Origin of the sequence: Deinococcus apachensis DSM 19763, assembly GCF_000381345.1 — a bacterium.
In the GTDB taxonomy this organism is placed as follows: Bacteria; Deinococcota; Deinococci; order Deinococcales; family Deinococcaceae; genus Deinococcus; species Deinococcus apachensis.
On the sequence record NZ_KB906400.1, the window covers coordinates 72,125 to 83,446 of the forward strand.

General features: G+C 72.1%; 11 protein-coding genes. 6 read left to right on the plus strand and 5 right to left on the minus strand.

The window, feature by feature from the left end; all coding sequences use genetic code 11:
- The first annotated feature begins 51 nt into the window (after nucleotides 1–51).
- On the plus strand, nucleotides 52–510 hold the full coding sequence (locus tag F784_RS0107195; protein ID WP_019586047.1) for a response regulator: 459 nt from the start codon (nucleotides 52–54) through the stop codon (nucleotides 508–510).
- A gap of 219 nt (nucleotides 511–729) precedes the next feature.
- Here the strand turns inward: F784_RS0107195 and F784_RS0107200 are convergent, their stop codons facing one another.
- Together F784_RS0107200 and F784_RS0107205 are read right to left on the minus strand one after the other, a co-directional pair.
- Nucleotides 730–2,397, minus strand: a complete 1,668-nt coding sequence (locus F784_RS0107200; RefSeq protein WP_019586048.1) for a tyrosine-protein kinase domain-containing protein — start codon at nucleotides 2,395–2,397, stop codon at nucleotides 730–732.
- Nucleotides 2,398–2,588: 191 nt separating this feature from the next.
- Nucleotides 2,589–3,593 (minus strand): SDR family oxidoreductase, encoded by a 1,005-nt coding sequence (locus tag F784_RS0107205; protein WP_019586049.1) that lies wholly within the window; start codon nucleotides 3,591–3,593, stop codon nucleotides 2,589–2,591.
- Here F784_RS0107205 and F784_RS27525 point away from each other — a divergent pair.
- The 5 genes from F784_RS27525 to F784_RS22495 all read left to right on the plus strand — a co-directional run bounded on the left by F784_RS27525 (nucleotide 3,592) and on the right by F784_RS22495 (nucleotide 8,872).
- Nucleotides 3,592–3,714 carry a hypothetical protein gene (locus F784_RS27525; RefSeq protein ID WP_019586050.1) on the plus strand — a complete coding sequence of 41 codons (123 nt, stop codon included), beginning with the start codon at nucleotides 3,592–3,594 and terminating at the stop codon, nucleotides 3,712–3,714. The two genes, F784_RS0107205 and F784_RS27525, sit on opposite strands and share 2 nt — an antisense overlap.
- Nucleotides 3,715–3,846: 132 nt before the next feature.
- Complete coding sequence (locus F784_RS0107215; RefSeq protein WP_040382667.1) at nucleotides 3,847–4,725, plus strand: manganese catalase family protein; 879 nt, start codon at nucleotides 3,847–3,849, stop codon at nucleotides 4,723–4,725.
- Nucleotides 4,726–4,837: 112 nt separating this feature from the next.
- Nucleotides 4,838–6,346, plus strand: coding sequence for a glycerol kinase GlpK (glpK, locus tag F784_RS0107220; protein WP_019586052.1), 1,509 nt, complete (start codon nucleotides 4,838–4,840; stop codon nucleotides 6,344–6,346).
- A gap of 57 nt (nucleotides 6,347–6,403) precedes the next feature.
- Nucleotides 6,404–7,183: a class I SAM-dependent methyltransferase gene (locus F784_RS0107225; protein WP_019586053.1), complete on the plus strand. Its 780-nt coding sequence runs from the start codon at nucleotides 6,404–6,406 to the stop codon at nucleotides 7,181–7,183.
- A gap of 81 nt (nucleotides 7,184–7,264) precedes the next feature.
- Nucleotides 7,265–8,872 (plus strand): glycerol-3-phosphate dehydrogenase/oxidase, encoded by a 1,608-nt coding sequence (locus tag F784_RS22495; RefSeq protein WP_019586054.1) that lies wholly within the window; start codon nucleotides 7,265–7,267, stop codon nucleotides 8,870–8,872.
- On the opposite strand, the gene F784_RS0107235 is transcribed toward F784_RS22495, so the two are convergent.
- The 3 genes from F784_RS0107235 to F784_RS0107245 form a co-directional block, all read right to left on the minus strand.
- Nucleotides 8,835–9,044, minus strand: coding sequence for a hypothetical protein (locus F784_RS0107235; protein ID WP_019586055.1), 210 nt, complete (start codon nucleotides 9,042–9,044; stop codon nucleotides 8,835–8,837). The two genes, F784_RS22495 and F784_RS0107235, sit on opposite strands and share 38 nt — an antisense overlap.
- Before the next feature lie 77 nt (nucleotides 9,045–9,121).
- Nucleotides 9,122–10,426, minus strand: coding sequence for a hydroxyacid-oxoacid transhydrogenase (locus tag F784_RS0107240; protein WP_019586056.1), 1,305 nt, complete (start codon nucleotides 10,424–10,426; stop codon nucleotides 9,122–9,124).
- 97 nt (nucleotides 10,427–10,523) lie between these two features.
- Nucleotides 10,524–11,276: an SDR family NAD(P)-dependent oxidoreductase gene (locus tag F784_RS0107245; protein WP_019586057.1), complete on the minus strand. Its 753-nt coding sequence runs from the start codon at nucleotides 11,274–11,276 to the stop codon at nucleotides 10,524–10,526.
- Nucleotides 11,277–11,322 lie beyond the last annotated feature (46 nt).

Below are 11,322 nucleotides of genomic sequence, written 5' to 3' on the forward strand. Positions count from 1 at the left end.
AGGAGCGCGGGCGTCTGGGCGTTCGCCCGCCCGTCGTGTAGGGTGGGGGGCATGCCCTCCAAGCCCTTCACCGTCCTGCTGGTGGAAGACGAACTGGCGGACGCCGCCCTGTTTCAGGACATGCTCGCCGAGGTCGGCAGCGACATCACGGTGCATCACGTGGAAAACGGCCAGGAGGCGCTCGATTTTCTGACGCGCGCGGGGGGGTACGGGGACACGCCCCGCCCGGACCTGGTGGTGCTGGACCTGAACATGCCGGTGCTGGGCGGCCACGAGTTCCTGGCGCAGGTCAAGGGGCTCGCCCCAGTCCGCAGCATCCCGGTGCTGGTGCTCTCCACGTCGGACCACCCCGAGGACGTCCACCGGTCCTACGACGGGCAGGCGAGCGGCTACGTGGTCAAGCCGGGCACGTACGGGGAATACACGCGGGTGCTGGAGGTCGTGCAGGCGTACTGGCGCGGGGTGATGCGCCTGCCGACCCTGGGCGAAGTGGCCCTCGGCCGGGGCTGATCCGCCGTCCGGAACGTTTCCGGTCATACCGGAATCTTCCGCACGGAGCGAGCAGGAACGGGGACGGGCTCCGTGCGGTGGACGCGCGAGGCTCCCAAACACGGGGCCGTCCGGGACCGCAGGGGGCAGGCTGGGATGAAACGGTATTCGGACGGGCCGTGATGGACCAACGCGGCGCGGGCCAAGCTTCGCTGGCCCGCGCCTATCCCCTGCCCGCCTTCAGGTGCGGGTGGCCCGGAGGTTGGGACTGGGCGAGGAACCCGCCTGCTCGCTGCCGTACCCGTAGCTGTAGTACGCGCTGCCCACCCGGGCGAGCTTGTTCAGCACAATCCCCAGCACCCGGACATTGGCGACCCGGGCGTTCTCCATGGTGCGCTCGACGTCGGCGAGGCGGGTCTTGGCGCCCTCCACGACGAGCAGGACGCCGTCGGTGGAGGGGGCGACCGCCAGGGTGTCGGGCAGCGAGAGCATGGGCGGCGTGTCGATCAGCACGTAGTCGTAACCCTGGGCCCAGCGGTCGAGGTGGCTGCGGAAGGCCGCCTGATTCAGGATGCCCGGCAGGCCGCCGCGGGCGGGAGTGCCCGCGGGCAACAAGTCCACGTGGGGCGAGACGCGGGTCACGTGGGCCGCTTCAGGGCGCAGGAACATGTCCGAGACGGTCGTGGCGGGGGGCAGGGACGGGTCGGTGCCGGGGAGAGGGTGGGTCGCCAGCCGCTCGGGCGACCAGACCTTGAGCTGGGTGGGGCGGCGCAGGTCGGCGTCGATCACCAGCACCCTCAACCCGCTCGCCCCCAGGCTCTCGGCCAGGGCCGCCGTGACCGAACTCTTGCCCTCGCCGGGGTAGGCGCTGGAGACCACCAGGCGGCGGTGGCGGCCCTCCTGGAGGAGCGACTGCACGTTGATCCGCAGAAAGCCCACGCTCTCGTACAGCGGTCCGCTGTGGCTGGCGGACACGAAGCCCTGCCCCATGTTCTTGCGGCGCAGCAGCGGGAGCTGGCCCAGCAGCGGCAGGCCCAGCGGCAGCAGGTCCTCCGGGCCATTGACCCGGCGGCGCAGGCTGTCACTCAGCAGCGCGCCCGCCGCGCTCAGGAAGAGGGCGAGCAGGCCCGCCAGCGCGGCGTTCCGCAACGGGCGGGGGGAGACCGGGCTGCGCGGCGCGACCGGCTCGGCGACGAGCACCAGCGTGCCGCTCGCCGCCGTCTCCAGCACCGCCATCTGGGAGAGGTTTTGCAGCACCTGGCCCCGGGCGGCGACCAGGCTCTGGCGCTCCAGGCTGCTCGGCGAGACGGCCGCGACGCGCGCGGTGAGGTCCGTGAGCTGCTCTTGCAGGCTCTGGCGCGAGCGGATCACCCCCTGCTTGGCGCGGTTGTTGTCCCAGGTGATCAGCGCCTCGACCCCGGCTTGGGCGAGCCCCTGGGCCGCCTGCGGCGTCTCGGCGCGGGCGCGCAGCTCGTACACGCCGCGCTGCTGGGGGTCGAGGCGGGCGCGCACCTTGAAGCGGGTAAAGGAATTGTCGGCGAGTTCGTTCGTGAGGTCGCGGGCGATGCCGCGCACCAGGGCCGGGTCGAGGTCCGTCTTCTGCAGGCGGCCCACCACGCTGTTCAGGACGCTGCGGCTGTGCATGACCTGCTCGACCGCCCCCTGGGGCAGCGGCGGCGCGGTGACGAGCGTGTTGTTGATGAGCGAGTTCTGCGCGTCGTTGTCGACCGCGATCACGCTCGCGCTGGCCTCGTACACGGGGGGCTGCTGGCGCGAGAGCAGGTACGCCCCGCCCGCTGCCAGCGCCGGGGTCAGGAGCAGCCAGGGCGCGTAGCGGCGCAGTGTTCCGAACACCTGCCGGAGGTCAATCTGATCCGCGTTCGGGGCGCGGGAGGGCGGGGTCTGCATATGACCGCCAGTCTAGCAACCCCCCCGGCGGGGGGAACGCCGGATTTTTCACGGCGGGGGCGCGGCACAGGTCCGCCCGGCAGGCTGAAGGTCACCCACCCTGCCGGGTCACGATGCGCCGCCCGCCAGACGCAGACCGTCTCCCCCGAACACGGTCACTTCACGGGCGCACGAGCCCGCCCCATCCGCCCTCAGGACCGGCGCGAGAGGCGCCACAGGGCGGCGGCCAGCCCTGCGGCGAGCAGGCCCGCCCCCAGCTGCCCGGAACGCGACGCCGCGGCGGTGTACCCACTCGTCTCCCGCACCTGGCCGGGGTAATCCCCGCGCTCGGCCAGGCGCTCGGAGGGGTGATCGAGGGCGTTGCGTTCGCGGGGCAGCGGCGGCTTGTCGCTGTGGGTCCGGGAGATGACGGTGGCGGCCATCCCCCGCTCGGTCATGCCCGGAGCGAACTCGCCGAAGGCGGCCATGCCGCGGCCCCCCCCGCCCACAAAGAGTTCGCGCGTCGGGGTGGTGGCGGCCCGCAGGACGGCCCGCGCGACCGTCTCCGGCGCGTACACGGGCGGCACATGCTGCGGCTCGGCGTTCAGGTAGTTGCGGGCATTCAGCGGGAAGGGCGTGTCGATGGGTCCCGGCTTGATCAGCGTGACCGAGACCGGTGCCCCCTCGTGTTCCAGCTCCATCCGCAGGCCGTCGGTAAAGGCCTTGACGGCGTGTTTAGAGGCGGAATACAGGGCCTGGAGCGGGATCGCCTGCTCGGAGGCCACGCTGCCCATGTTGATCAGCGCCCCGCCCGGACCCCTGAGGTACGACGCCGCCACCCGCGAGCCGTACACCACGCCCCAGAAATTGACCTCGAAGAGGCGGCGCATATCCTCCACCTCCAGCTCCTCCAGGGTCCCGTACATGCCGACGCCCGCGTTGTTCACCCAGGTGTCGAAGGTGCCGAAGGTCGACAGCGCCAGGTCGGCCAGCCGCCGCACGTCCTCCTCGCGGCTCACGTCGGTGACGGCGAAGACCGCCTCCCCGCCCCCGTCCACGATCTCCTGGGTGAGCTGGCGCAGGGCCTCCTCGCTGCGGGCGGCGAGCACCAGCCGCGTGCCCTGCTTGGCCGCCAGGCGCGCGGTCGTGAGCCCGATCCCGCTCGACGCGCCAGTGATCACCATGACCTGCTCGTTCAGGGGTTTGAGTTTCACCATGTCCGCCTCCGAGCAGAGTCTCGCGGGGCTGGGAGGTGAGTTTGACGTGACTGGGGTAAAGCCCGGCGAGGGTCAACACTTCCTGAAGGCGACCGTCCGGGCCGCCATGAGGTCGGGCTAAAGCGTTCCCCAGGCCAATGGGAGTGGGGGATGAAGCCTTGGCTACGCCCCACTCAAGGCGGCGCTCACGGTTGGATTCAGCCCGGGTGTTCCAATGCGGCAGAGCCAGATTTCGCAGGACCAGGAGGGGAAGATGTTCTATTACGACGGCAAGCTTCAGTACCCCGTGCGTGTCGAGACCCCCGATCCCCGCTTCGCGCGGGCGCTCCAGCAGGCCATCGGCGGGGTCGAGGGCGAGATGCGGGTGTGCCTCCAGTACCTCTTTCAGGCGTTCGGCGCGCGCGGACCCAAGAAGTACCGCGACATGCTCCTGGCGACCGGCACCGAGGAGATCGCCCACATCGAGATGCTGGCGACCGCCGTGGCGATGAACCTGGAGGGGGCGCCGGGCGGGATGCAGGAGGCCGCCGCGCGGGCCAACCCGCTGGTCGAGGCCGTGATGGGCGGGGGCGACCCCCGCCAGTACCTCTCGGCGGGCATGGCGGCGCTCGCCTCCGACGCGAACGGGGTGCCCTTTAACGGCTCGCATGTGTACGCGAGCGGCAACATCGCTGCCGACATGTACTCCAACGTGACCGCCGAGGCGACGGGCCGCGCGCTCGCCTGCCGCCTCTTCGAACTCACCGACGACCCGGGCATGAAGGACATGCTGCGGTTCCTGATCGCCCGCGACACCATGCACCAGCAGCAGTGGCTCGCCGTGATCGAGGAACTGGGCGGGCACCCGGGCACGCTGCCCATCCCCAACTCCTTCCCGGTCGAGGAGGAGCTGCGCGAGGTCAGCTACGACTACGTCTTCACCGGGATCGAGGGCGTGCAGCCCCCCATGGGCCGCTTCACCCAGGGTCCCTCGCTCGACGGCATGGGGGAATTCCGCATGGTCGTCGCCCAGCCCATGGGCCAGGAACCGCAGCTCGCCCCGCCCCTGCCCGAGGCCTACGCCGAAAGCCAGCAGATGATGGGGGCCGGAAGCGGTATGAGCAGCGGCATGGGCACGAGTTCGGACGACTGAGCGCAAAACGTTGTGGGGCGGTGGGCGGGAGCAGGAGTCCGTCCACCGCTCTTCTGTCTCCTCGCGCCCTCAGCCCACTTTCCCTTTTAGACTCCTGCCAGAAGGAGTCGCCATGTCCCAGTACATCCTCGCCCTGGATCAGGGCACCACGAGCAGCCGCGCCATCGTGTTTGGCCAGGAGGGCGGGGTCCTCGCGGCCGCGCAGAAGGAGTTCACGCAGCATTTCCCCCGCCCCGGCTGGGTGGAACACGACCCGCTGGAAATCTGGAGCACCCAGAGCGGCGTGGCGCAGGAGGCGATCACCCGCGCCGGGCTGCGGGCCGGTGACATCGCCGCCATCGGCATCACCAACCAGCGGGAGACGGTGGTCGTGTGGGACCGCCGCACGGGCGAGCCGGTGTGCCCCGCCATCGTGTGGCAGGACCGCCGCACCGCCGGGATGTGCGAGGAGTTGCGGGCGCAGGGGCATGAGGAGACCTTCCGGGGGAAGACCGGTCTCCTGCTCGACGCCTACTTCAGCGGCACGAAGGTGCGCTGGATTCTGGACCACGTGGAGGGGGCGCGGGAGCGGGCCGAGCGGGGCGACCTCGCCTTCGGGACGGTGGACTCGTGGCTGGTGTACCACCTCACGGGCGGGGAACTGCACCTCACCGACGCGACGAACGCGAGCCGCACCCTGCTCTACAACATCCACACCGGGGACTGGGACGACGAGCTGCTGGGCCTGCTGGACGTGCCGCGCGCCCTGCTGCCCGAGGTGAGGAGCAGCAGCGAGGTGTACGGGACGACCGCCGAGGGGCTGTTCGGGGCGCGCATCCCCATCGCGGGGATCGCCGGGGACCAGCAGGCGGCGACCTTCGGGCAGGCCTGCCTGGCGCCGGGGATGGCGAAGAACACCTACGGCACCGGCTGCTTCATGCTGATGAACACGGGGGCGGGGGCGGTGCCCAGCGGCCACCGGCTGCTCACCACCGTCGCCTGGCAACTGGGCGGCGAGCGGACCTACGCGCTGGAGGGCAGCGTCTTCGTGGCGGGCGCGGTCGTGCAGTGGCTGCGCGACGGGCTGGGCATCATCCGCAACTCCTCCGAGGTGGAGACGCTGGCGACGAGCGTGTCGTCCTCGGGAGGGGTGGTCCTGGTGCCCGCCTTCGTCGGCCTGGGGGCGCCGTACTGGGACCCGTACGCGCGGGGCACTCTGGTCGGGATGACGCGCGGCACGACGGCGGCGCATATCGCCCGCGCCGCGCTGGAGTCCATCGCCTACCAGTCGGCCGACCTGCTCGCGGCGATGAGCCAGGACAGCCCCGCGCCCCTGCGCGAACTGCGGGTGGACGGCGGCGCGAGCACCAACAACCTGCTGATGCAGTTCCAGGCCGACCTGCTGGGCCTGCCGGTCGTGCGGCCCCGGGTGACCGAGACGACTGCGCTGGGGGCCGCCTCGCTGGCCGGGCTGGCGGTGGGCTACTGGCAGGATACCGGGGAGATCACCCGCCGCTGGCAGGTGGACCGCGTCTTCGAGCCGCGGATGGAGGCGGCCGAGCGCGGGGACCGGCTGCACCGCTGGCGCCGGGCGGTGGAGCGCAGCCGGGCGTGGGAGGAGGGAGAGACGGCCCGGACCTGAAGGCTTCCCCGGGGCCGCCCGCAGCCGGGCGCGGCGTGGAGGTAGGCTCGACTCCGGATGAGTGGTCTCTTCGCGGGCACCGCCCCGTACTACGCCCGTTACCGCCCCGGCTACCCGGACGCCGTGCTCGGGCGCCTGCGGGCCGCCTTCAACCTGGACGGCAGCGGGCGGCTGCTCGACCTCGGCTGCGGCACGGGAGAGCTGGCCCGCCCCCTCCACGCGGACTTTCGGGACGTGGTCGGGATCGACCTCAGCCTGGAGATGGTGACCGAGGCGCGGAGGCAGAGCGCCCGGGCGGGGATCACCAACGTCCGGTGGCTTTGCCAACCCGCCGAGGCCATCTCCGCGGAGCTGGGCTCTTTTCGGCTGGTGACCCTGGGCAACGCGTTCCACTGGATGCGCCAGGACGAGGTGCTGGGCAAGGCATACGACCTGCTCCAGGGCGGCGGCGTGGCGATTCTCGGCCATCCGGGCGGGATCTGGAGCGGCGAGGACGCCTGGGAGCGTGCCGTGCGCGAGGTCCTTGTTCGGTGGCTGGGGCCGCGCCGCCTGACCCGAACGGGCCCGTTCACCGCCGAGGAGGGCGCAGAACGGCGGTCCCTCTCGCGCTCACGCTTTACGGGCGTGACGGCAGGAGAACACCACTGGTCGCGTCCGGTGGACGTGGAGACCATCGTGGGCGAACTCTTCTCGACCTCCTTTGCCAGCCGGGCCCTGCTGGGGGAGCGCGCGGACGCCTTCGAGACGGACGTGCGGCGCTCACTCCTCGCCCTCGATCCTTCCGGACAGTTCGTGCAGCACCTGCACACCGACTATCTTTTCGCCTATAAACGTTGAGAACCCCCGTGCGTCCGGGCAAGTTCCGCCCACCCCGTCCTCCGCACCCCCGCGTGTTCCCCCTCCCCCGAAAGGACCCCCATGCCCCACGACCCCCGCCCCGCCGCCCTCGTCGCCGCCACCGCCCCCACAACCTGGGATGTCCTCGTGATCGGGGGGGGGGCCTCGGGGCTGGGCACCGCCGTGGAGGCCGCCTCGCGGGGGCACCGAACGCTGCTGCTGGAGGGGCGCGACTACGCGGCGGGCACGAGCAGCCGCTCGACGAAACTCGTTCACGGCGGCGTGCGGTATCTCGCGCAGGGCAACGTCTCCCTGGTGCGCGAGGCGCTGCGCGAGCGTGGGCTGCTGCGGCGCAACGCCCCGCACCTCGTGCGCGACCTGGGCTTCGTGGTGCCCGCCTACGACTGGTGGGCCGGGCCGTACTACGGGGTGGGCCTGAAGCTGTACGACCTCCTCGCCGGGCGGCTCAACCTGGGCACCAGCAAGTACCTGGGCCGGGAGGCCGCGCTGGAGCGTACCCCCACCCTCCAGACGGAGGGACTGAAGGGCGGCATCCTCTACTTCGACGGCCAGTTCGACGACGCGCGTCTGGCGGTCACCCTGCTGCGGACGCTGGAGGACCACGGCGGCGTGGCGCTCAACCACGCGCCGGTCACCGGGCTCCTGACGGAAGGCGGCCGGGTGGTCGGCGCCCGCTTCCACGACGCCGAGACGGGCGGCGAGTACGAGGTGCGGGCGCGGGCGGTGGTCAATGCGACGGGCGTCTGGGTGGACGAGGTCCGGCGGATGGAGGACCCCCAGGTGAGGCCCATGCTCTCCCCCAGCCAGGGGGCGCACGTCGTGGTGGACCGCCGCTTCCTGCCGGGCGACAGCGCGATCATGATTCCGCGGACGGACGACGGGCGGGTGCTGTTCGCGGTCCCCTGGCACGACCACGTGGTCATCGGCACGACCGACACACCGGTCCCCGAGGCCAGCCCCGAGCCGCGCCCGCTGGAGGAGGAGATCGAGTTCATCCTGAACACCGCCGGGCGGTACATGGACCCGGCGCCCACCCGGGCCGATGTCCGCAGCGTGTACGCCGGATTGCGGCCCCTGGTCAAGAACGAGAAGACCGACGGGGTGGGCTCGACGGCGGCGCTCTCGCGCGACCACGTGATCCGGGTGTCCCCGGGCGGCCTGATCACCCTGACGGGCGGCAAGTGGACGACCTACCGCCGCATGGGCGAGGACACCGTGGACCGCGCCGAGCGCCTGGCAGGCCTGCCGGAGCGCCTGAGCGTCACGCCCGGCCTGCACCTGCACGGCTGGTCGCAGGAGGAGCGCCCGGACCACTGGAAGGTCTACGGCAGCGACGCCGAGCGGGTGCAGGCGCTGCCCGGGGCGGACCGGCTCCTCCACCCCGAGTTGCCCTACACCGAGGCCGAACTCCGCTGGGGGATTCGCTGCGAGGGGGCGCGGACCGTCGAGGATTTGCTCGCCCGGCGCACCCGCGCCCTGCTGCTGAACGCCCGCGCGAGCGTCGAGGCGGCCCCCCGCGCCGCCGCCCTCCTGGCCGAGGAACTCGGGAAGGACGCCGCGTGGGCGCAGGAGCAGGTGCGGCGCTACCGGGAGGTGGCGCAGGGATACGTGCTGGCAGGACCCCCCGTGGTCAGTGATCGATCGGCCGCCGCTCCGTCGGCAGGCTGAGGTCGGATTTGTCCACCCCCTCCGTCGTGGGCTCGGTCCCGGGGTCCTCGCGGAGCAGCTCACGCATCTCGCGGTCGGCCGCCTCCGAGACCTCGGGAGTCCAGCGGCCGTGCTCCGTCGGGGTGCCTGCGTCCTCCTGCGGGTGATCCTTGCGGTCGTCGTTGTCGTTCATGGCGTACCTCCAGCCCATTGAACGCGCCTCGGGGCTGGCCCGGGCAAGAATCCTCTCCCCTCCTCCCTAGCAAAGCTTTATCCCGCCTGTGCCGGAGTGACCTCCCAGTTGTGCAGGGACCCCCGCAGGATGCCCTCCAGGTCCCCGGTGCTGGGTGTCCTGGGCGCGACGGCCAGGAGCCGCTGCTGCTTGAGGGCTCCGGCCACCAGGGCAGGGAGGTCGGCCTCGCCGTAGCCCAGCTCGGCGATGCCGCTCGGCGCCCCCACGTCCCGCATCAGGTCGAGCAGGGCGTTTGGCAGGGCGCCAGCGTCGTCGGGTTCGTACTCCTGCCCGGTCAGGAGGCTCGCCGCGTACACGTGTTTGGCCGGGTCGGCCCCGAAGGTGAAGCGAAAGGCGGCGGGGGCGGTCACGATCACGCTGAAGCCGTGGGGAACGAAGGCGTGGTCCTGGGGATAACCGGGGGCGCGGAACGCATGGCGCAACCCCGCGATGGGATACGCGCAGGCGTGCGGGATATGCACCCCCGCCGAGCCGAAGCCGACTCCCGCCATCGTGGCCGAGAGCATCATGAAGCCGCGCGCCTCCACGTCGTCCGGGTCGCGCACCGCCCGGCGCAGGTACTGCCCCCCATAGCGCAGGGCCTGGGCCGACCACAGGTCCGCCACCGGGTTGCTGCCCTGATAGGGCGGACGTTCGGCAGGCGAGGCCGGGCGCGGGCGGGTGGTGTAGGGGCGGCTGAGCAGGCTCTCGGCGGCGTGGCAGACCACGTCCAGACCCGCCGAGGCGATCACGCTGCCCGGCGCGGTGCGGGTGAGTTCGGGGTCCACGATGGCCTGGCCCGGACGCAGATAACGGTGGCTGATCCCGCTCTTGACCCCCAACTCGGGCAGGTCGAGGATCGCCACCGTGGTCGCCTCCGAGCCCGAGCCCGCCGTCGTCGGGATGGCGAGGAGGGGCCGCAGCGGGCCGGGGACTGGGCGCCCACCCCCGATGGGCGCGTTCACGTAGTCCATCACCCCGCCGCCGTGCGTCGTGAGCAGGTTGGCGACCTTCGCCGTGTCGATGGTCGAGCCGCCACCCAGGGCGACGAAACCGTCCACTCCCGCCTCCCGCGCGGCGGCCGCGGCCCGCTCCAGGCTGGCGAGATCGGGTTCGACCCGGATGCCGGTGTAGACGACGGGGTCCACCCCGGAGACCCGCAGGCCCTCCAGCACTCTCCGCGCCGCCTCGCCCCCTGCCAGCGCCGGGTCGAGCACCACGAACGCGCGCCGGATACCCAGCCGCGCGGCCTCCCAGCCCGCGTCGTCGGCGGCGCCGGGGCCGAACTTGACGGGCGTGGCCTCAATGGTGAAGAGGGTTTCGTGGTTGGGCGGGGTGGACAAGGGAACCTCCGGGGCACGGGTCACCCGGCGCAGCCTGTCCGTCCGGGCAGATGGGCCAGTATCTCACCCCGCCGCGGACGTACCACCCCGGGCGGGCCTACCGGGCGAGGTAGCCGCCGTCCACCGGGTAGTAGGCCCCGGTCACGAAGCTCGCCCGGTCGCTGCTCAGCCACAGGACGAGTTCGGCAACCTCCTCGGGGCGGCCCAGGCGCCCGATGGGGTGCAGGGCCACCAGGGCGCCCCGGGCCTGCTCGTCCAGGGCGGAGAGGAGCGGGGTGTCGATGAAGGCCGGACCCACTGCGTTGACGCGCAGCCCCTGCGCGCTGTACTCCAGGGCTGCCGCCTGGGTCAGGCCCACCACGCCGTGCTTGGCGGCCACGTAGCCCGCCGAGCCCGCAAAGCCCACCTGCCCCAGGATGGAGGCCATGTTCACGATGCTCCCGCCCCCGGCTTCCAGCAGGCGGGGAATCTGGGCGCGCATCCCGTAGAACACCCCCGAGAGGTTGATGTCGATCACCCGCTGCCAGCCCGCCACGCTCTGCCCCGCGACCGGGTTCAGCTCGCCGCCGATCCCGGCGTTGTTGCAGGCCACGTGCAGCGCCCCGAAGCGCTGCACCGCCGCCGATACGAGCGCCTCGTTGTCCTCGGGGCGGGAGGCGTCCGCGGGCACGAAGGTGGCCTGGGCCCCGGGGGTGGCCTCCCCGATCAGGCGCACGGTCTCCTGCCCCGCCTCCTCGTTCAGATCGGACACGACCACGCGCGCCCCCTCCCGTGCGTAGGCCAGGGCGATGGCCCGCCCGATGCCCGAGCCCGCCCCCGTCACCAACGCTGCCTTGCCCTGCAATTCCATGGCTCGCCTCCTGTGCCGGACCCGCCCGGGTGGCGACTTCCCCCGG

Excerpts from the sequence above, each read along its gene's own strand:
- glpK (WP_019586052.1), top strand. The coding sequence starts at position 4,838 with ATGTCCCAGTACATCCTCGCCCTGGATCAGGGCACCACGAGCAGCCGC.
- F784_RS0107235 (WP_019586055.1), bottom strand. The coding sequence starts at position 9,044 with ATGAACGACAACGACGACCGCAAGGATCACCCGCAGGAGGACGCAGGC.
- F784_RS0107215 (WP_040382667.1), top strand. The coding sequence starts at position 3,847 with ATGTTCTATTACGACGGCAAGCTTCAGTACCCCGTGCGTGTCGAGACC.
- F784_RS0107225 (WP_019586053.1), top strand. The coding sequence starts at position 6,404 with ATGAGTGGTCTCTTCGCGGGCACCGCCCCGTACTACGCCCGTTACCGC.
- F784_RS22495 (WP_019586054.1), top strand. The coding sequence starts at position 7,265 with ATGCCCCACGACCCCCGCCCCGCCGCCCTCGTCGCCGCCACCGCCCCC.
- F784_RS0107205 (WP_019586049.1), bottom strand. The coding sequence starts at position 3,593 with ATGGTGAAACTCAAACCCCTGAACGAGCAGGTCATGGTGATCACTGGC.
- F784_RS0107195 (WP_019586047.1), top strand. The coding sequence starts at position 52 with ATGCCCTCCAAGCCCTTCACCGTCCTGCTGGTGGAAGACGAACTGGCG.
- F784_RS0107200 (WP_019586048.1), bottom strand. The coding sequence starts at position 2,397 with ATGCAGACCCCGCCCTCCCGCGCCCCGAACGCGGATCAGATTGACCTC.
- F784_RS0107245 (WP_019586057.1), bottom strand. The coding sequence starts at position 11,276 with ATGGAATTGCAGGGCAAGGCAGCGTTGGTGACGGGGGCGGGCTCGGGC.
- F784_RS27525 (WP_019586050.1), top strand. The coding sequence starts at position 3,592 with ATGTCCGCCTCCGAGCAGAGTCTCGCGGGGCTGGGAGGTGAGTTTGAC.